General features: G+C 58.7%; 15 protein-coding genes. 12 read left to right on the top strand and 3 right to left on the bottom strand.

Annotated elements, in window-relative coordinates; translation table 11 throughout:
• Positions 1 to 85: 85 nt before the first annotated feature.
• The 3 genes from GZH47_RS15475 to GZH47_RS15465 all read left to right on the top strand — a co-directional run bounded on the left by GZH47_RS15475 (position 86) and on the right by GZH47_RS15465 (position 3,388).
• Positions 86 to 988 carry an aldo/keto reductase gene (locus tag GZH47_RS15475; RefSeq protein ID WP_162640876.1) on the top strand — a complete coding sequence of 301 codons (903 nt, stop codon included), beginning with the start codon at positions 86 to 88 and terminating at the stop codon, positions 986 to 988.
• 583 nt (positions 989 to 1,571) lie between these two features.
• Entirely contained in the window at positions 1,572 to 2,378 is an 807-nt protein-coding gene (locus GZH47_RS15470; RefSeq protein ID WP_162640875.1) for an alpha/beta fold hydrolase, read from the top strand.
• A 23-nt stretch (positions 2,379 to 2,401) separates the two neighbouring features.
• Positions 2,402 to 3,388 carry a diguanylate cyclase gene (locus tag GZH47_RS15465; RefSeq protein ID WP_162640874.1) on the top strand — a complete coding sequence of 329 codons (987 nt, stop codon included), beginning with the start codon at positions 2,402 to 2,404 and terminating at the stop codon, positions 3,386 to 3,388.
• A gap of 49 nt (positions 3,389 to 3,437) precedes the next feature.
• Here GZH47_RS15465 and GZH47_RS15460 read toward each other — a convergent pair whose 3' ends face one another.
• Positions 3,438 to 4,430 (bottom strand): DUF3895 domain-containing protein, encoded by a 993-nt coding sequence (locus GZH47_RS15460; protein ID WP_162640873.1) that lies wholly within the window; start codon positions 4,428 to 4,430, stop codon positions 3,438 to 3,440.
• A 183-nt stretch (positions 4,431 to 4,613) separates the two neighbouring features.
• Here GZH47_RS15460 and GZH47_RS15455 point away from each other — a divergent pair, with 183 nt between their 5' ends.
• The gene (locus GZH47_RS15455; RefSeq protein ID WP_162640872.1) at positions 4,614 to 5,315 is read left to right on the top strand and encodes a tyrosine-protein phosphatase; all 702 of its coding nucleotides are present in this window, start codon (positions 4,614 to 4,616) and stop codon (positions 5,313 to 5,315) included.
• A 106-nt stretch (positions 5,316 to 5,421) separates the two neighbouring features.
• Here the strand turns inward: GZH47_RS15455 and GZH47_RS15450 are convergent, their stop codons facing one another.
• The gene (locus tag GZH47_RS15450) at positions 5,422 to 6,765 is read right to left on the bottom strand and encodes a cytochrome P450 (protein ID WP_162640871.1); all 1,344 of its coding nucleotides are present in this window, start codon (positions 6,763 to 6,765) and stop codon (positions 5,422 to 5,424) included.
• Between the two features lie 186 nt (positions 6,766 to 6,951).
• Here GZH47_RS15450 and GZH47_RS15445 point away from each other — a divergent pair, with 186 nt between their 5' ends.
• Entirely contained in the window at positions 6,952 to 7,788 is an 837-nt protein-coding gene (locus tag GZH47_RS15445; protein WP_162640870.1) for an RMD1 family protein, read from the top strand.
• 181 nt (positions 7,789 to 7,969) lie between these two features.
• Here GZH47_RS15445 and GZH47_RS15440 read toward each other — a convergent pair whose 3' ends face one another.
• Positions 7,970 to 8,293: a 2Fe-2S iron-sulfur cluster-binding protein gene (locus tag GZH47_RS15440; RefSeq protein ID WP_162640869.1), complete on the bottom strand. Its 324-nt coding sequence runs from the start codon at positions 8,291 to 8,293 to the stop codon at positions 7,970 to 7,972.
• A gap of 222 nt (positions 8,294 to 8,515) precedes the next feature.
• On the opposite strand from GZH47_RS15440, the gene GZH47_RS15435 reads away from it, so the two are divergent.
• The 7 genes from GZH47_RS15435 (at position 8,516) to GZH47_RS15405 (ending at position 18,972) form a co-directional block, all read left to right on the top strand.
• Complete coding sequence (locus tag GZH47_RS15435; protein WP_162640868.1) at positions 8,516 to 8,875, top strand: BlaI/MecI/CopY family transcriptional regulator; 360 nt, start codon at positions 8,516 to 8,518, stop codon at positions 8,873 to 8,875.
• Complete coding sequence (locus GZH47_RS15430) at positions 8,872 to 10,512, top strand: M56 family metallopeptidase (RefSeq protein WP_162640867.1); 1,641 nt, start codon at positions 8,872 to 8,874, stop codon at positions 10,510 to 10,512. Before GZH47_RS15435 ends, GZH47_RS15430 begins: the two co-directional genes overlap by 4 nt.
• Positions 10,513 to 10,535: 23 nt before the next feature.
• The gene (locus GZH47_RS15425) at positions 10,536 to 11,192 is read left to right on the top strand and encodes a hypothetical protein (RefSeq protein ID WP_162640866.1); all 657 of its coding nucleotides are present in this window, start codon (positions 10,536 to 10,538) and stop codon (positions 11,190 to 11,192) included.
• Between the two features lie 219 nt (positions 11,193 to 11,411).
• Positions 11,412 to 14,312, top strand: coding sequence for an S-layer homology domain-containing protein (locus GZH47_RS15420; RefSeq protein ID WP_162640865.1), 2,901 nt, complete (start codon positions 11,412 to 11,414; stop codon positions 14,310 to 14,312).
• Positions 14,313 to 14,506: 194 nt separating this feature from the next.
• On the top strand, positions 14,507 to 14,887 hold the full coding sequence (locus GZH47_RS15415; RefSeq protein WP_162640864.1) for a hypothetical protein: 381 nt from the start codon (positions 14,507 to 14,509) through the stop codon (positions 14,885 to 14,887).
• Between the two features lie 244 nt (positions 14,888 to 15,131).
• The gene (locus GZH47_RS15410; protein ID WP_162640863.1) at positions 15,132 to 17,411 is read left to right on the top strand and encodes a glycoside hydrolase family 3 N-terminal domain-containing protein; all 2,280 of its coding nucleotides are present in this window, start codon (positions 15,132 to 15,134) and stop codon (positions 17,409 to 17,411) included.
• Positions 17,412 to 17,673: 262 nt separating this feature from the next.
• A complete protein-coding gene (locus GZH47_RS15405; RefSeq protein ID WP_162640862.1) occupies positions 17,674 to 18,972 on the top strand; it encodes an amino acid permease in 1,299 nt (432 codons plus the stop codon).
• The last annotated feature ends 28 nt before the right edge of the window (positions 18,973 to 19,000 follow it).

Below are 19,000 nucleotides of genomic sequence, written 5' to 3'. Positions count from 1 at the left end.
TCCATCGGCCGGACTGCCCGCTCTTGGGACAATCGGCTACAATAAAGCTATGAACGATAGACGGTAAGGAAGGGAGCGATTCTGTATGAAAAAGAATGCACTCGGTCAATCCGGGCTGCTTGTCGGCGAGATCGGGCTTGGCTGCATGTCGCTGGGAACGGAGGAGCGGGAGGCGGTCGCGATCATTCACGAGGCGCTCGAGCGGGGCGTCAATTTGCTCGATACCGCCGATCTCTATGACAGCGGGCGCAACGAGGAACTCGTCGGCATCGCAATCCGGGGGCGGCGCGAGGGGGTCGTGCTGGCCACGAAAGTCGGCAATCGGCGAGTTCCCGGGCAAACGGGCTGGACGTGGGATGCGTCCAAGGCGTACATCCTATCGGCCGTGAAAGAAAGTTTGCGCCGGCTTGGCACGGACTACATCGACCTGTATCAGCTGCATGGCGGTACGCTGGACGATCCGATCGACGAGACGATCGAGGCGTTCGAGCAATTGAAACAGGAGGGGTTCATTCGCGCGTACGGCATCTCTTCGATTCGTCCGAACGTGATTCGGGAGTATGTCGAGCGGTCCGGCATTGCAAGCGTCATGAGTCCGTACAGCATCGTGGACCGGCGCGGGGAAGAAGCGGTGTACCCGCTGCTTCGGGAGCAAGGAATCGGCGTCATCGCAAGAGGACCCTTGGCAAGCGGAGCGTTGGCGGCCAATAGGGAACCGTCCAAAGCGGTAGCGGACTACGAGCTGGAGGAGCTTGCGGCGCTTCGCGGACAGCTGCAGCAGCTGACAAGCGCCGAGCGTAACTTAACGCAGCTTGCGATCCGCTACTCGCTCGGCCATCCGGCCGTTGCGACCGTCATTCCCGGGGCGCGCACGCGCGAGCAGCTGCTGCAGAACATCGCGGCCGCGGACGCGCCGGCGTTGTCGGAAGAGGAGGCGGCACTCGTCCGCCGCGTGAGCAAAGCGAACAGGTACGCGCTGCACCGCTAGCGTGATTTCGAGCGAAGAAGTGTACCCCGTACAGTACATGTCGGGGAAACGGCCGATTTCGAGCTAAAAAAGTGCCCATGCGGCGCAAATTAACTTTCGTCGAGAATTCCCGGGACTCCCGGGAATATCGCGACCCGCTAAGAGGAGCTGTTTAGGCAGCTCCTCTTAGCGTTGTTCGTGGGACTAGCCGGGTACACCGGCCGACGGTGGATACAATAGCCTCGGAATTTAGAGGCGTGGTCCCCGAAGAGGTGAACGCGGTCCATGGGTTATTTTCGGCTGCAAGGAAGTATTGGTGGCTGGGGACCAGTTCTTCGTTCAGGAAATGTGCGTCAGAACACGCAGCAGGCGGGCATTGGTGCAGGTTTGATGGTGCAGAGGGGATCCACGATATCCCTCGATTAACGGATCGCGGAAGGCCGGCCGAATCGTTCTATACGAAGCATTTGGAATGATCGGACTGCTTCCCGGAGCGCGATGGACCTGACGGCTATCGTCGACAGAATAGGAGAATGTTCAGCAAAAATCGCAGCCCGTCCGTTATAATAGAGAGAACAATCGACAACAAATGGAGGGATTGCGTATGACGCTCGATGTGCGGGAACGCAATAATATCAAGGTGTTCGGCTCGGGCAGCCAAACGATCGTATTCGCGCATGGCTTCGGCTGCGATCAGGAGATGTGGCGGCTGGTGGCGCCTAGCTTCGAAGAACACTACCGGGTCGTACTGTTCGATTACGTCGGCTCCGGCAAATCCCGGCTCGGTGATTACGATTCCGACAAATATAACGATTTGCAAGGTTACGCGCAGGACGTGCTGGATGTCATGGAGACGCTGGAGCTGCGAAACGCCGTCTTCGTCGGGCATTCCGTGAGCGGGATGATCGGCATGCTGGCTTCTATTCGAGAGCCGCATTATTTCGAACGTCTCGTCATGCTGGGGCCATCCCCGCGTTATATGAATGACCTGCCGGACTATTACGGCGGCTTCGACAAGCGCGATATCGAGGAATTGCTCACGATGATGCAAATGAATTTCGTCGGCTGGGCCAGCTATCTGGCGCCGATCGTCATGCAGAACGCGGAACGGAAGGAGCTGGCGGAAGAGCTGGAACAAACCTTTTGCTCCCGGGATCCGCATATCGCGCGGCAGTTCGCGGAAGTGACCTTCATGTCGGATAGCCGCGACAGTCTTTCGCAGGCCGAGGTGCCGACCCTTATTCTGCAATGCGCGGACGACAGCATCTCTCCGGCGGAGGTCGGCGAATACTTGCACGCCCGCTTGAAGAACAGCAGGCTGGAGCAGATGACGGCCCGGGGCCATTATCCGCAGCTGAGCCATCCGGAAGAAACCTCCCGTTTAATCAAAGCATATTTGACCGGCGCTTGATGCTGGGGAAGGCGGTCGCAAACATGGATATTCAATTAGACACCGCGCCATGCGGCTACGTTACGATTTCGGACACCGGCATTATTCGATCGGTCAACCAAGCTTTCCTGCAAATGCTTCAATGCGGACGGGACGAGCTGATCGGCCGTCATATCGAGTCTGCCATGTCCGTAACGAACAAACTGTTCTTCCATACGTATTTCTATCCGTACATCCGGCTGTACGGGCATGTAAGCGAGATGTGTTTCTCGCTGCGGACGAACGCCAACGAGGAAGTGCCCGTGCTGCTGAACGGCGTTCGCCAGGAGCGCGAGGGGGAAACGGTGATCGACTGCGTCGTGCTGCTGATGCGCAAGCGGATGGAATACGAGAAGGACATGCTCCAGACCAAGACCCGGCTGGAGGAACTGTATCAGGCGACGAACGAAGCGAACAAGCGGCTGGAGCGGCTGCATGAAGAGTATGAACAGAAACAGCAGGAGCTCATGCGCGTGAACCACCAGTTGGAGACACTGGCATCGACCGACCCGCTTACGGGACTGCGCAACCGCCGTTTCTTTCAGGAGCGTTTGCTGGCGAGTCTTGCTTCCTACCGGGAGTCGGGCGAACCGTTCTCGCTGCTGATCTTCGATATCGATCATTTCAAGCGCATTAACGATACCTACGGGCATCCCGTAGGCGATTTGATTCTCACCGACTTAGCGCGGCTGCTGCAATCCCTGTCACGGGAGACCGACATCGTCGCCCGATTCGGCGGCGAGGAATTCGTGGCCATTCTGCCGCAAGCCGATCTGGAAGAGGCTGTCCGCATGGCCGAGCGGTACTGTTCGGCCGCCGCGGCCGCGGCTTGGGGCGAGTACCGGATCACGATCAGCATTGGCGCGGCGACCGTAACGGCCGAAGATACGGGCGAGACAATCGTTCATCGCGCCGATCTGGCGCTCTATGCGTCCAAGAACGGCGGGCGCAACCGGGTCACGCATGCCAGCCATATGCCGCTAAGCAAGTAACCCGGACGGCTTATTGCCGGGCGCGGCTGCGCTCGAGCAGCGGCCGGGCTTACAGCCCGATATAGATCCGGTCCTCCCATGAACGTTCCGAGAGCCGGGCTTTGCCTGCTTCGACCTGAAGATCGAGATATGCGGATACGGCAATATGAATATGGGGCTTGCCGCTTATGAAGCGCGCATCGTCCGCCAAACGCCGTTCGATCAGACTTTCGCAAATCGCCGCGGCGCTGATACGCATGCGCTGGCTTAATGCGCGGTCAACGACTTCTCTTGCTGCCGGCGGCAGAAACATCGGATTATTCGAACGAACCGTCTCGAGTTCCGCTTGCCCTGGGGACGGCAGCTCATCGAACAGCAGCGCGTATTGATCGTCTTCCGTGCTGATCCCCGTCGGAGCCTCGTACAGCTTGTTGAGGGAGGAACGGGCAGCGTCCGGCCTGGATGGCTGTTGGACGGACTGTTGTTCGTTCGCGTAGTGGCGGATTTTGTTGCGCAGCCGAAGCACTTGTCTGGCCAACAATGGAAGCCCGATATTCAGATGCTCCCGTATATCGTCCGGAATATCCATTCCGTCCGGCAGCGGCAAGTACACCGCGTCGGCCAGCTGCCAGCCCTCCCTGAACTTGACGATAATCTCGTTCATCTCCTCGTCGAGCACGTCGAACCCGGACTGGATGGCGGTAATCGTCTTCGCGTCGATGCCGGTGTGCAGCTGCAGATGCGTAATTCCGAAGTGCCGGGTCGTGTTCGTCGGCCGATGGAACACGTGGTGCTGGTAGCGCAGCGGATGCCCGCACTCGCATTTGGCCGAAGCCGATACTTCGCCGTTGTCGGTGAAGCCCAGATAGTCCCACTCGTCCAGAAACATTTCCACTTCCTCGTAGGTCGCGTCGTCCGGTATGAATTGGCTTTTTCGCTTGGCCAATAGGCGCGCGAACACCGTTTTGCGTCCTCGTTCAAGCGTGTGGTGGATAAAATGGCGCTGTTCGTCGTTCATGGTCGCCAAGATCCGGTCCCGTTCCTCGATTGTCATGGCTTTCATTCGTTATCACCCGCTGCCGTTATATTGGCTATCGATTTGATATCATCTTACCAAACATCTGTTCTGCCGGATAGGGATCGTAAATGGGTTCGAACTGGTATATGATGAGAAAACGATGATTCATTGTCAACAAAAGGAAGATGGCGAGAGGCGGAAACAACTACAAACGGATGAGGTGCTGCTATGATCGATATTCATTGCCACATTTTGCACGGCGTTGACGACGGCGCGAAGGATTTGGAAGAGTCTGTAGCCATGGCTCGCATTGCTTACGAGGACGGCATTCGGGATATTATCGCGACCCCTCACTTCAACGGGCTGTTTCTCACGACGGCCGATGTCGTTCGGCGCAAGCTGGAAGAACTGCAAGCGGAGCTGGAGCGTCAACGGATTGCCGTTCGGCTGCACCCGGGCAACGAGGTTCGGCTGGAGAATAAGGCTTTCATCGACGCGCATAGGAGCAGCCGTTCCTTCTCTTACCTTGGCAGGAAGGAGACCCATCTGCTCGTGGAACAGCGCTGGAAAGACTACGATACGGACACGCCGGAAATCGTAGAGCGGCTGTTGGACGCGGGCGTCAGGCCGGTGCTGGCGCATCCGGAAAGGCATTTCTTCTTCCGCGAGCAAGCGGAGCTGCTGCCGCAGCTGATCGAACTCGGCGTCTGGACGCAAGTATCGGCGGACAGCCTGATCGGCAACTTCGGACCGGAAGCGCAGCAGTACGGGCGCTGGCTGATCGAAGCCGGCTGGGCGCATACGTTGGCGACGGATGCCCATAACGTGAATCGCAGGCCGAACTTGAGCGCAGGGATGGCGGTGTTCGAAGAGATCGCCGGCGCCGAAGCGCGGGCCGAGCTGGAGAATCGGATGAACAGCATCGTATAAAGCTCAAGAAGCGTACCCCATCCGGAACCAACGTCACGAGGCAAGGGCAGAGAGGCCAGGAATCGCCGCCGCATTCATGCGACCCGGCGGCGATTCCTGGCTTTTGTCATACGCGGCGGGGAATCATCATGCGGCCGCCCTTGATGCGGAGCGAAACGAGCGGCTCGGGCACGGCGTCGCCTTGGCCCGGCACGGAGACGAAGTCGAACCGCTCCGCGAGCGTGCCGAGGATCAGCACCGCTTCCATCAGCGCGAATTGCGAGCCGATGCAGCCCCGGGAGCCTCCGCCGAAGGGAAAATAAGCGAAGCGCGCCCAACCGGAGACGCCATCCTCGAACCGATCGGGGCGGAAGGCCTCGGCATCCCCGAACACGTCGCTATTGCGATGAATCGCGTAGGGGCTGATCAGGAAGCTGCTCCGGGGAGGGAACCGGTCGCCCAGCATCTCGAGACCGGGTTCGGATTCCCGCAATATCGCCCATGCCGGCGGATACAGCCGCAGCGTCTCCTGAATGACCTGCTTCGCATAGGTCAGCTCCCGATAGAAGCCGGAAGCGGAAGGCCGCTCTCCATCCGCCTGCCCCCGCAGCCGGATCGCGTCCAGCTCGAGCCGGAGCTTGGCGGCGGCGCCGGGCGAGCGCTCCAAGCCGTGCCAGGCCCACACGAGCGCGTTCGCCGTCGTCTCGTGACCGGCAAGCAGCATCGTCATCATCTGATCGCGGATTTCGACATCGGCAATAGGTAAACCGTCCTCGTCCTTCGTGTCCAGCAGCAGGCCGAGCAGACTGTCCGCATAAGCTTCGGGATTGCCGCGCGCAGCGGCAATCGCGCCGTATACCATCCGCTCCAGCGCCCGGATGGCCCGCCGATGCGCCAAGTTGCCGGGCGTCGGCCAGTTGAAGGGAAGGATGAGCGGCGAGAAAATCGTGCTGGCCGTATGGCGGATCGTGATGTCCACGGCTTCCGCGAGCGCCGCCTTGTCGCGCGCTACCTCCGTATTGAACATCGTTCGCGCGATAATGCCGAGCGTCAGCTGCATCATGACGTCATGCATCGGAACGGGGACGCCGTCCGTCAAGGAATCGGCAAGCCGCTGCGTCTCCTCAATGACGACTTCGGCATAGCGATTGATCCGTTCTTTATAAAATACCGGCGTCAAATACCGTTTCTGCTGCCGGTGAGCATTGCGATCGGCGGTGAGCAAGCCGTCTCCGATCGTACGGCGCAGCACGCCGGCGCTTCGGCCTTTGCGCAGCTTGTCCTCCTGATGGACGAGGAGCTCCTGCACGAAGTCGGGCGCGTTGATGATGTACGTCGGCTGAAACGAGCTCGTTCGGAGCGATACGACGTCCCCGAGCGGGCGGGCATCGACCAGGAACCCGAGCGGATCGCGCTGGAAACGGAAGAAGTTGGACACCCGGGAAGAGGGAATATCGACGATGCGCGTCATGACGGAAGGCCTCCTTCTGAAACGGCCGCTGGACTCGCGGTTTCTTTTTCCTAGAGTCTAGCATGTTTGCCGCGGCGCGTTCAAACGGAGCAAAACATTCGGTTTCGGGGAAGACAAGCGTATTATTGGAAAACAGATCGGCATAGACTACAAGTAAACGAACGTCCGGAAAGAGTGAGACTAGCCATGACGCCTATTGCATTTAAAGCCTTTGCGGTCGCAAACGAGATCGACTTGAATAAAATCGCCATCCACTGCGGCATCCCGAAGAAATACACCTGGGAACAGCCGTTGATTCTGAAAGGACCTTTGCTTGCGCCGATCCTTCGCAGGGAGGTCGACGAGTCGCAGCAGGTGCTCGTATTCTCGTTCGGCAGCGTCGTCTTCGTCGACCATAAACATCCGGATGAAATTACGCGCTTCCTGGAGTACCTCATCGCCTTCGAGCCTGATATCGACCTTCAGCAGCGAGATCGTTATTCGGACGATTACAGTCTGCACGTCGGAGAATCCGAGCACTTCGAATTGACGGACGAATATGTCATCGTGTCGGAATACGAGCCTTTCCACCCGGAATTGGTTGCCACCGTCATCGCCAAATCGGTCGCGCTCGAGAAGATCGAGGAACAGCTTGGGAAGATCCATGACAAGCTCGAGCATATGATCGACCGGCTGGAGAAGGGCAGACTGCGCATCGGCAACAAGGAGCTTGCCAGAACGACTGCCAACATCGTGCGCCATGAGTACAATACGCTGTCGTATATCATGATTCTGGATAAGCCCGATATTACGTGGACGATCAGCAGCGCCGGCGACTTCTACGACCGGATGCTGGAGTTCTTCGAGCTGAACGACCGGTATAAGATCATGAAGAGCAAGACGGAAGTGCTGTATCACCTCATGGAGGGATTCTCTACGATCAGCCATTCGATCCGGGGGCTCTTCGTGGAATGGATCGTCGTCATCCTGATCGTCATCGAGGTCGTCCTGTCGCTCTTGCAAATCTTCGGATGGCTGCCTTAAGGCGGGGACATGCGGATGCGGCAATCCATCTCCAGATGCAGGCATAGGAGAACAGCGCATGAAAAACATAGAAGGCCTGACCACCCCGCGGCGGGAGTGTTCAGGCCTTCATATGCGTATACGGACTGACATGGGCTGGCACAATCGAAACGACGATTCCGCCATGCAAGCGAGCCGCGTCTTAGTCTTGCGGACGAGGTCCTGCGTCCAAGCCCGTCGATTCCGTCGTCTTCATGAGTTTGATCGACAGGTCGTCATGCACATGCACCTGACAAGACAGGCGGATGGAGTCGTCCTCGATGCCTTTGTTCCGGCGAACGGTCGCTTCCGCCTCGCCGATTTCGCCAGCGTTTCCGGATACGATTTCCACGGCACAAGTCGTGCACTTGGCGTTTCCGCCGCAGCGGTGAAGGATATCGATTCCGCTGTCCTCCAGCGCCAGAACAAGCTTCTGCCCTTCCAGAGCCTGAACGGCTTCTCTGCCATCAATTTGTACGGTTGGCATAGTGATCTCCTCCTCATAGGATTCTTCTTCATACTTACCTGATTGCTTGTATATTAAACCACTCCGGGAGGGGAGATGAAAAGGATTAGTTTCGTAAAGGGCAGGCGGGATGCCGCAGGGGGGCGCGAGGATAAAGGAAATAAAAGGGTTGCGTCCGAAGGTTTACTGCGATAGACTCTATGCAACAATAGGTTTATTGAAGTAAACCTCAGGAGGCCGGCCATGGAAACCGTGAAATTATTCGATGCCGAATATAAATTCGTCAGCTTGATCTGGGAGAGCGAGCCCATCAACTCCACGGAGCTCGTCCGTCTGTGCCAGGAACGGCTCGGCTGGAAGAAGTCAACGACCTATACCGTTCTCCGGAAGCTGTGCGCACGCGGCATCCTGCTCAACGAGGACGCGAAGGTCGTCTCGCTGGTTAAGCTTGAAGACGTCCGGAAATACGAGAGCGAAGCGCTGATCGAACGCAGCTTCGGCGGATCGCTGCCGCAATTTCTGACCGCCTTCCTGAATCAGAGGAAGCTGTCCTCGCAAGAGATCGAGAAGCTGAAGCGCATTATCGAGGAGGCGGCGGAATGATGTCCGCGTTATTCATTGCCGTCCTGAACATGAGCATCACCGCATCTTATGCCGCCATCGGCGTCCTGCTCGTACGTCCGGCGCTCAAGAAAGCGCCCAAAATCTACGCTTATGCCTTATGGTCGGCCGTCCTCGTGCGGATGGTCGCGCCCGTTACGCTCTCTTCCGCGTTCAGTTTGTTCGGTTTCTTGCAGACGGGCGACAGAACGGAGGCAGGGCGCATGGTATTCGTGCCGCCAGCGGTCGGCTACATGCAGCAGCCGGAGATCGCGACCGGAATCGCGACGCTCGACCGCGCGGTCAACGTCGCGTTGCCGGAGGCGATCGTAGGAAGCAGCGTCAATCCCATGCAGCTGATCCTGTGGGGCGCAAGCCTTGTCTGGGCGGCGGGCGCGGTCATTCTGTTGGCGTACAGTATGGCGGTTTATTGGCGAACCGCGAGGAGCGTACGGACGGCAACCCGCATCATGGGAAACGTGTACGAGAGCGACCGTATCGGATCGCCTTTCGTATTCGGCTGGATACGTCCGAACATCTATGTACCCGTGGGGCTTGGAGAGCGCGAGCTGCGGTTCATCGTGGCCCATGAGCAGACCCATATCCGCAGAAGGGATTATCTCGTCAAACCGATCGCTTATTTGGCCTTGATCGTACATTGGTTCAACCCGCTGATGTGGTTGTCCTTCGCGGCGATGAGCAAGGACATGGAGATGGCATGCGACGAGGGCGCGCTGCAGTCGCTTGGCGGCGACAACCGGCATGGTTACTCGCAGGCGCTGCTGCTGCTGTCGACGGGCAAGCGAAACTGGCTGCAAGGCGGGCCGCTGACGTTCGGCGAGAACCATGTGACGGCAAGGATCAAGCGCATCGTCCGGTACAGAAGGCCAGGTAAGCGCGCAATGGCGTTCGCCTTCATCGCTGTCGCAGCGCTAATCGCCGGGTTTGTGGTCAATCCGGCAGCATCCGCCACCATTAATGCGGATTCGGGTGCGGATGGGAATGCGACTAAAAATGCGAATGCGAACATTGGCGCCGGCGATGAGCAGCCGGAGCCGGAGCGGGAGCCGCAGCCGCAGCCGGACAGCGCGTACGTGCTGTCGACGAATCGGGTCGAGCCGGCGGGCGGGGGCCTCTACGATATCAACGTGGAAATGGTGAACGGCAACCATTTGTCCGAGGAAGAAGCCGGCGGCCCCGGGGGCGGCGTGTATCCCGATAATTACAGGGGGATATACCGGCTTCGCGTGGTGAATCCGCTCTTGTCCACGCAAGGAAGCACGGCTTCCGTCTATCAAGGGCTGTCGGAGGACTTCGGAGAGCAGGCGCTCAACTTCGCCGGCCGTTTCGACCTGGCATTGGCGGACTATAACGGCGATGGCCAGCTTGATTTTACATTGGGTCAATGGGGCGGCAGCAACGGCGATTTCTATTGCCTGTATACGCTGAACGCTCGGGGCAAAATCGAAAAGCTGAATACTGGCGGAGAGCTGTACATCACGGATCACGAACCGTCGGCGCCGCTCGATCAGGTGGACGGAACGAGCTTTGCGGTCAAGTACTACGACCAGTTGAGCGGGGCATATAAGCAGCATGTTTACCGGTGGGAGACGGACAAATTCGTAAGATTGAAGGAATGACGCGCGTACAGGAGGGATTGGATATGCAGCTGTTTCGGATCAAGGCTGGACCTGCGGAGGCGGGCAGCCTAGCGGATTATTTGGAAAATCACTATGTAAGCTGCGGGGCGCCGGGCATCGGCGATATGAGCCTGTTAGGCAAGGCGGAGATCATGGGGAAATTGACCGAGGGGCTTTGTTTGGACGGGCTGGATCTGGAGCCGCGGCCGGCACCGAAGCCAGTGCCGGTGGCGGAGCTCGTCCGAAGAGCGGAAGAACTCTTCATCTTCGCTCAAACGATGCAGGACGGGGACTACGTCATCGTTGACGACGGCGAGCGAATGGTGCTTGGGGATCTGGGCGACTACTATTATCTCCCCGAATTCGACAATGCCGAGGATCGCAGCGGGCATAGGCGCGGGGTGACGTGGATTCAGCATCTGCATAGCGAGGACTTGCATCCGGAGCTGCTGGCTTTTCTGGCGGAAGCTGGGGAAGTCGGCGTATTCGGGCGCGCCGTCGCCAAGGAGCAGCTGGAGCGCATGGTGGCGAAACCGGCGTCGCCCGGAAGCTCGGAATTGATCGGCGAAGCGACGATTCGGGAGGCGCTCGACATTCTGAAGGCGGCAATGAGGAGCGAGGATCCGGAACGGCGGGAGCGGGCGGCGGCCGCTATTTTGCAGGCTGCCGGGCGGATATAGCACGAGGCGCGGCGCGAGCAATGCGCGTATGAAGGCAAGAAGAGCATGGCGAGTTTGCGGCCGATGCTTTTTTTGTCTTTTTATGTCGCTTGATTGCTAGACAAGCAGTCGAATCTAGTCGATTATGCTATACTTTGAAATAGGAAAAATAGTCCTTGTAAAATCTTTCAATGGGGGTACCCTACTATGATCGGAAGACACGGAAGACGTATAAGAGCGATGCGTGGCTTATCGGTATTTGTCGTATTGGCCATTATGCTTACTAGTTTCAGCGGGCTGGCTTTTGCTACTGTTCCGGACAGGGGAACGGCAGCGACGGCGACGAGCAGGACGATTTCGGATTTTGATTTCTCGGGGATCAACGCCAAGAACTTCTCGATCAGCGATGGCGCTCACGCGGCCGAGATCGCGTTGACGGGGGATCTGACGGACATGGACGGCTTGGTTGGCTTTATCAATCAGGCGCTTACGGATGCTCATGCTGCTCTGACTGCCTCTAATTCCGGCAGTACATTTAAGCTCACCTCCTCCATAATCGGGAAGAACAGTTATCTTGCCGTTTCGGGCAATGACGCTGCTGCGTTCTTTGCGGTTGTCGAGTCCCGGGGCATGGCGACCGATGCGGAAAGCGTCGCGGATACGAAGGCGAGCCTGACGCCGTTCTTCGGCGAGGACGAGAGCATGGGCCGCGTCCTCACGAGCATGACGCTGCCGACGGAGGACATGTTTACGGGCACGGGCATTACCTGGTCTTCGGGTACGCCAGACATCATCGAGATCAACGGCAATCAAGGGTTCGTCAAATCGCAGCCGCTGCATGACACGATCGTCATATTGACGGCTTCGATTACGAAAGGCTCGGTAACGGAAACGCAGGACTATGAACTCAATGTCATCGGCTCGGCTCCGCCTGCGATGACGGATACCGATGCCGTGGCGAACACAAGCGCAAGCCTTTCGCCGTTCTATGCTGCGGACGAGTCGTCCGGCTATGTCACGCAGAGTTTGAGGCTGCCGACTGCCGATGCTATTAATGGGACGGATATTTCCTGGAGTTCGGAGAATCCGACTATCATTCAAACGGATTGTGCTCCGGTATTTGCTGCGGTATGCACAGCTATGCCGAACATGATAGAGGTAGCGGTACGTCGGCCGGCCGTTACAGCCGAAGTGACGTTGACGGCTCACATTAATAGGAACGGCGAGTCTGCGGACGTAACGTTTCCGATCACGGTAATCGGCACGGATTCCGAAGTGGTTCTGTTCGCGAAAGCGGGCTTGAACCCCGGCTATGCAAACGGAGATTCGCCTTCTTCGGTAACGCAGCCGCTGGTGCTGCCTTCTACCTTGAATGGTAATACTGTAACCGTCAGCTGGAGCTCCGCGAATGCAGCCGTGCTCGGGGCTGACGGCACCGTGCATCGCCCAAGCTTCACGGCAGGCTCGGCGGAGGTGGAATTGACGGCAACGCTCAAGCTGCATGATGCCGTAGAGACCAAAACCTTCTCCATTACGGTTTCGGCGATGCCTGAAACCGACGAAGAAGCGGTGACTTACGATCATGACCATCTTTCGGTCGGATACCAAACGGGGGATTCCGCCAGCAAAGTTACAGGCAATCTGACTTTGGCGGCTCTGGGCGCGCACGGTTCGGCCATCGCGTGGTCTTCCGACAAGCCTGCTGTCATTTCGAATGACGGCAAGGAACATCGGATTACGGGACGGGATGAGACGGTTACGCTGACCGCCGAGATTACGAAGGGCGATGAAACGAGCTCGGCTTCGTTCATAGTAAAAGTGCGGGGTATGGCATACGAGACTGTCGCCGATCCGGGCGAGACGGTCACTCCTCCGGCGCCTGCCGTTGATTTGACCAGCGCGACCAAGGCGTTAATCGGGGCATTCGACAGCAAAGTAATCGTTGCTCCCGTCCGTGCTTCCACTACTGATACCGGAGATACTGTAACGACAATCAATGAAGCGGACCTTCTGAAACAAGCCGGGGATACAGGCGTGCAGGCCGTCGTCGTGCCGGTGGCCGAATCGAATGGCAAATCGATCGTATCGTTAACGGCCGGATTGCTAACCGAACTGCTCAAGCAGGATGCGAAGGCGAAGGTCGTCTTCCAAGTCCATGGCGTAACCTATGAGCTTCCTGCCGCGCTGGCGAATACCGCCGCCCTGGAGCAAGCGCTCGGATTGTCGGGCGAGGCCGTCAAGGATGCCGAGCTTCGAATCACGATTGAGCTAGTACCGGCAAGCGCGGTGCAGCAGCAAATCACCGCCGCAAACGGTACGCCCGCCACGGCTGTCGCAAGCTTCTCGATCGACGTCGTCACGGCGGACCGGACATACGCGTTGAACGACTTCCAAGGCATCTACGTGAATCGCTCCTTTGAACTGCAGCCAGCTGCGGACAAGACGACCGCAGTAGGCGTAGTGCTTCATTCCGACGGCTCGGTAACGCCCGTGCCAACCGACTTCACGGTCGTCGGCGATACGACGGTAGCCGTTCTTAAGACGGATCATAACTCCGTGTACACCGTCATCTCGCACGCAAGCAAGCTTTCCGATATCGATGGCTCTTGGGCCAAGGATAAGATCGGCGCGCTGGCGAACAAGCTGATTATTAACGGCTACGAGAACGGCATGTTCAAGCCGAACGCGAACGTAACGCGCGCGGAGTTCGCCCAAATGATCGCGAAAGGCCTTGGTCTGAACGCGGGTACCGGCACGCCGGAATTTACCGACGTGCATGCATCGGCTTGGTATGCCGGCGTTCTTGACGCAATGGTCTCTCGCGGGTTCATCACCGGGTACGCGGATGGCAGCTTCAAAGCGAACCAATCCATTACCCGTCAGGAAGAGGCCGTCATTCTGGGCCGCGTGCTTGCTTATTTGCATCAGGCTCCAGAATCGAATGCCTCCAGCCTGGAGCAGTTCCATGACCGGGATGCGATTGCCGGTTATGCCAAGTCCGCAGTCGCGGCGCTTGCGGGAATGAAAATCATGAACGGCGATGCCAAGGGTAACTTGAACCCTACGGCAGCCGCCACGCGCGCGGAAACGGCAGCGTTGATCTATAACCTGCTGCATCTGACGGGGCTTATTAACGAATAGAATCCTGAACTTTTACCGGCACGGAAACGGGGAGCGAGCAGTACGGCTTTCCGCCCGTGCAATGATGGCCGTTAGTCCCCTCGGGGCCTGACGGCCTTTTTGCTTTGCGGACATGCGCATAGTTCCCTGGAGCGGGGCGCACACTATTGGAGCCATTTCCCAAGCATGCCATTCTATCAATCGGGGGAACATTCATGTCGGAACGTACGGTATTCGCTTATTTCAATACGCCGGATCAAGCCAAGGAGGCGCTGGAACAGCTTCGCTCGCTTAAGCTCGTCGACTATGCGATCGAGCGCATCGACGGTTATGCGGGCCCGGGCGTTCAAAGCCTGGACAAGCTCGGGGCGACCATATCCGGAGACTTTCCCGGACTCGGGTCATTAACGCTCGGCGGCGACTTCGACGGTCCCGACGCGGGCATTCTGTCCGCTTCCAGCGTCAGCGCAAGCGGTTATAGCTCGGGCAGCCCCGACAATCGGGTCAGCGGGCGGGATATTATGCTCGTGGCGATCGTGGAAGAGGAAGATTACGAGCAAGCGGATGAAATCGTCCGGGCGGCGGGCGCCCTGTAGTCGGGCCCATAGAGATGGCCGTCGCGGAATGACCCTTGTTTTGTATAGGTAAGGCGCAATGAGCGGGACTTAATGCGCCTAATATGGAGTACGAAGTTTGGAGCACGGCGCAGCGGCGCTGATGCTCTTTTTTGCATGCCCGCGGGCTGCCAGGATCGGTACATTCTGCCATGCCAGAAACATTTTGCCCCTGTCTGGCGTATAAGAGGGATACATAAATTTTGCACCGAGGTGGGAGCAAGGAATGAAAATGAAAAAAACGACGATCGGAGTGGCTGCCGCTGCCGGTCTATTCGGCTCGTTATGCATTTGGGCGGGGGCGGCATCTGCCGCAGAGAAATTCAGCGACCTGCAGTACTCGCAATGGGCGGCGGACAGCATTGAATATCTGTCGAATCGGGGTACGGTAGCCGGTTACGGAAACGGAAAGTTCAAGCCGGAGGGGGCGGTTACCCGCGGCCAGGCGGTCACTTTCATGGTGCGGGAGCTGTACCCGATGGGAGTGCCCGAAGCCGCAGGTAGCGCTGCGTATACGGATGTCTCGCCGACGCACCCGTTCTACCGGGAAATTGCCGCGGCCGCGAAGACGGGGCTGGCAGGCGGATTTCCGGACGGCTCTTTCCATCCGGATGCGCCGATTACCCGTGCGGAGACGGCGTCTTTCCTCGCTCGTGCTTACGCGCTTGAGGAAGGGGGTAAGCATATGCAGCTGTCGGATGCGGATTCCTCCTGGGCGGCCGCGCCGATTCGCATCATGAGTTCAAACGGATTGATCGGGGGCTATGCGGACGGTACCTACCGTCCGAATCAATCGGTAACGCGCGCGGAATTCGCGGTCTTCATGACGCGTGTGATCCGCTTCGAGCGCGAGGCGGCCATCGGGGCGAAGGACTGGGACAAGCTGATGTCGTACATGACGTTGAACGAGCAGGTCGGACAGATGCTGATGCCGGATATCCGGATGTACAAGGGTCAGCCGACGACGACCGTCAACGACGGTCTGAAGGACATCATCCATGAGCAAGCGCCGGGCGGTTTCATCGTATTCGATAAGAACATCGTTAATGCGGAACAGCTTACGACATTGACCGACGGGCTGCAGGCCGAAGAAGCGAAGGCGGGCGATATTCCGCTCTTCCTCGGCGTCGATCAGGAGGGCGGCGTCATTAAGCGCATTCCTGGAGGCACGAACCTGCCGGGGCAGATGGCGCTCGGCGCAACGGGCGATGCCGGGCTCGCCGAGGCGGCGGGCAAGCTGACGGGCGAAGAGCTCAAGGCGCTGGGGCTGCAGCTGAACTTTGCGCCGGATTTGGACGTGAACAGCAATCCCGATAATCCGATCATCGGGAAGCGGTCGTTCGGGTCCGATCCCGATCTGGTGTCCAGCCTCGGCCTTGCGACGATGCGGGGACTGAAGGCTTCGGGCGTTATCGCGGCGGTGAAGCATTTTCCGGGACATGGGGACACGACGGTCGACTCTCACCTGGGTTTGCCGGTGCTCATGCATGACCGCAATCGGCTGGACGAAGTGGAGTTGAAGCCGTTCAAGGCTGCCGTCGCGAGCGGCGTGGACATGATCATGACCGCCCATATCGCCTTCCCCGCCGTGGATGACGAGCATGTCGTCTCCTTGAAGGACGGCAGCAGCGTGCCGATTCCCGCGACCATGTCGAAGAAGGTGCTGACGGGATTGCTGCGGGAAGAGCTGGGCTTCAAAGGGGTCATCATCTCCGATGCCTTCACCATGAACGGCATCGCGGAGCATTTCGGCGAAGCCCAGGCGGTCACGCGCGCCGTGAATGCCGGCGTGGACATCATTCTCATGCCGCAGGATCCGGCTGCCGCGCAGCGGACGCTGGTGAAGGCCGTTCAGAACGGCTCCGTTCCGATGGTACGCATTCATGATTCGGTGAAGCGCATCCTGTCGCTCAAGGACAAGTACGGGCTGTTCGATCGCGGCGAAAGTCTATCTGCCAAACTTGCGTCCTTGAAGGGCGTTATCGGAACCGACCAGCACCGGCAGGTGGAGCGGACGATCGCGGAGCGCGCGGTGACGCTGCTGGCCGGACGTGACGGGAAGCATCCGGATCTCATCCGGCAGGGAGATCGCGTGGCGATCGTCGCGGCCGACGAGGAGCAGGCGAAGCAGCTGGAGAGCCAGCTGGCATTGGCGGGCGCGGGGAAACTGTTGAGGACGCAGGTCGTGGTGATGAAGCCGGGCAAAGCGAATGAGGCGATGCCGGCCATCGACCAGGCGGATTACGTTATCGCCGCTTCTTATCAGTTCCGCAATACGGCGAGCCAATTCAGCTGGTCCGACAGCCAAGCCGTCATTGACGAGCTGAACAAGCGCGATAAGCGCTATGTACTGCTGTCGCTCGGCAATCCGTACGAGATGCTGTACGTGCGGAACGTGAAGTCGGGCATTGCCGCGTACGGGAAGGAAGAGCCGAATACGGCGGCGGCTATCCGCGTACTGCTCGGACAATTGGATCCGCAAGGCGTTCTGCCCGTTGCTTCCTAAGCACAGGCGAGAGCGGAGGAGAAGGGCTGCGACAGTTTGCCGGAAGGCGGGCGATCGCAGCCCTTCTTCGCGTTCTTTTCGTTTGAATGAATGGGCCCCTCCCTCTTGGCGGGCTGCGCATAACACGGACCGGCCGGGCTCCTATTCGAGGAGTCCGGCTGGTTTTTTTTGGCGGCTGCTCGGCCTGGTCGCGCGCCATCAGCCGTACGGACATACAGGCCGCCGTCATCGGACATACTGACGGTGATTGGCATGAAATGCCTTGAGGGCGGCGGGGGCGAGCTCCATTATCGGGGCAGGCTTCTTCCTCGGGACCGGCCTTTCGATTCGGACGGCAGGCCCTTCGGTGCTGATCGGCTATTTAATCGCGGGTCTCGCGACGCTGATCGTGTTCGCTGCGCTTGCGGAAATGACGGCTAACGACCCGCGGCCCGGATCATTCCGTGCGTACGCCAAGCTGGCCTTCGGGCACTCCGCGGGATTTCTGTCCGGCTGGGTGTATTGGCTTGCCGGCGTGCTGATCATGTCGAGCGAAATCGTCGCGCTCTCGACATTCACGGAATATTGGTTTCCCCGCGTGCCGCTCGGCGTCTTCTCTCTGATTTATGCAGCGCTTGGCTTCAGCATTAATGTGATGGGCGCGCGAAGCTTCGGCCGGATCGAGTCGGTGTTCGCGGTCGTGAAGCTGGCTATTCTGGTCGCGTTCATCCTATTCGGGGGGTTGTTCGTCTTCGGCGCGATCTACCCGGCCAAGGCGGCGCAAGTGGCATCGCTGCACAGTCAGACATGGTTTCCGTACGGTGTCCAAGGCTTATGGTCGGCAATGGTGTTCGTCTTCTTCTCGTTCGGCGGCATCGAAGTGGTGGGCGTGACCGCCTCCGAGCTGAAACGCAAGGTGGATATCGCCAAGTCCGGCATCGTGCTGCTGATCTCGCTCGTCCTCTGCTATGCGCTCGCGCTGTTTATGGTGCTGCGCATGGCAGCCTGGAACCGCTACGACGAGTCGGAAAGTCCGTTCGTCACCGCATTGTCCGTCTTCCGCATTCCTTATCTCGATACGGTGTTCAATCTTGTCATAATTAGCGCCGCCTTCTCTACGATGGTCGGCGCGTTCTTCGCCATCAGCCGCATTATGGTGACCCTGTCGGAGGACGGGGATGCGCCGCGCGCGCTCGGCAAGGTGAACGAACGAGGCATCGCGTGGCGTTCGCTGCTGCTGACGGCCGCCGCGCTGGCGGTATCCATCGGCTGCTCGTACATCCTGCCGAATACGATGTACGAATACGTAACGACTTCCGCGGGCGTGATGCTGATTCTGAACTGGATGCTGATCCTTGCCTCGTATTTGAAGCTCCGCCGCCATTCTTCGGCTGCTCCCTCAAAGCCGCGTGCATGGCTCTATCCATATGGCGCCTATCTTGGAATCGCCTTGATCGCGGCGGCTGTTTCGGGAGCATGGCTGCACCGCGACGAGCGTGTCGGTCTGTTGCTCAGCCTGGGATTGATCGTCCTTGTGTTCATCGCCTCACGGTTCTCGGCCAAAGGCGGGCATTCTCAGTGAAACCGACGTAATACCCTGTAATCAATGC

The sequence above is a fragment of the Paenibacillus rhizovicinus genome, from assembly GCF_010365285.1.
GTDB lineage: Bacteria > Bacillota > Bacilli > Paenibacillales > Paenibacillaceae > Paenibacillus_Z > Paenibacillus_Z rhizovicinus.
Note: the sequence above shows the minus strand (reverse complement) of the source record. Positions and strands in the feature narration are given on the sequence as shown.

What these genes read in the sequence shown, in the direction of transcription:
- GZH47_RS15475 (WP_162640876.1), top strand. Translation starts at nt 86, where the DNA reads ATGAAAAAGAATGCACTCGGTCAATCCGGGCTGCTTGTCGGCGAGATC.
- GZH47_RS15470 (WP_162640875.1), top strand. Translation starts at nt 1,572, where the DNA reads ATGACGCTCGATGTGCGGGAACGCAATAATATCAAGGTGTTCGGCTCG.
- GZH47_RS15465 (WP_162640874.1), top strand. Translation starts at nt 2,402, where the DNA reads ATGGATATTCAATTAGACACCGCGCCATGCGGCTACGTTACGATTTCG.
- GZH47_RS15460 (WP_162640873.1), bottom strand. Translation starts at nt 4,430, where the DNA reads ATGAAAGCCATGACAATCGAGGAACGGGACCGGATCTTGGCGACCATG.
- GZH47_RS15455 (WP_162640872.1), top strand. Translation starts at nt 4,614, where the DNA reads ATGATCGATATTCATTGCCACATTTTGCACGGCGTTGACGACGGCGCG.
- GZH47_RS15450 (WP_162640871.1), bottom strand. Translation starts at nt 6,765, where the DNA reads ATGACGCGCATCGTCGATATTCCCTCTTCCCGGGTGTCCAACTTCTTC.
- GZH47_RS15445 (WP_162640870.1), top strand. Translation starts at nt 6,952, where the DNA reads ATGACGCCTATTGCATTTAAAGCCTTTGCGGTCGCAAACGAGATCGAC.
- GZH47_RS15440 (WP_162640869.1), bottom strand. Translation starts at nt 8,293, where the DNA reads ATGCCAACCGTACAAATTGATGGCAGAGAAGCCGTTCAGGCTCTGGAA.
- GZH47_RS15435 (WP_162640868.1), top strand. Translation starts at nt 8,516, where the DNA reads ATGGAAACCGTGAAATTATTCGATGCCGAATATAAATTCGTCAGCTTG.
- GZH47_RS15430 (WP_162640867.1), top strand. Translation starts at nt 8,872, where the DNA reads ATGATGTCCGCGTTATTCATTGCCGTCCTGAACATGAGCATCACCGCA.
- GZH47_RS15425 (WP_162640866.1), top strand. Translation starts at nt 10,536, where the DNA reads ATGCAGCTGTTTCGGATCAAGGCTGGACCTGCGGAGGCGGGCAGCCTA.
- GZH47_RS15420 (WP_162640865.1), top strand. Translation starts at nt 11,412, where the DNA reads ATGCGTGGCTTATCGGTATTTGTCGTATTGGCCATTATGCTTACTAGT.
- GZH47_RS15415 (WP_162640864.1), top strand. Translation starts at nt 14,507, where the DNA reads ATGTCGGAACGTACGGTATTCGCTTATTTCAATACGCCGGATCAAGCC.
- GZH47_RS15410 (WP_162640863.1), top strand. Translation starts at nt 15,132, where the DNA reads ATGAAAATGAAAAAAACGACGATCGGAGTGGCTGCCGCTGCCGGTCTA.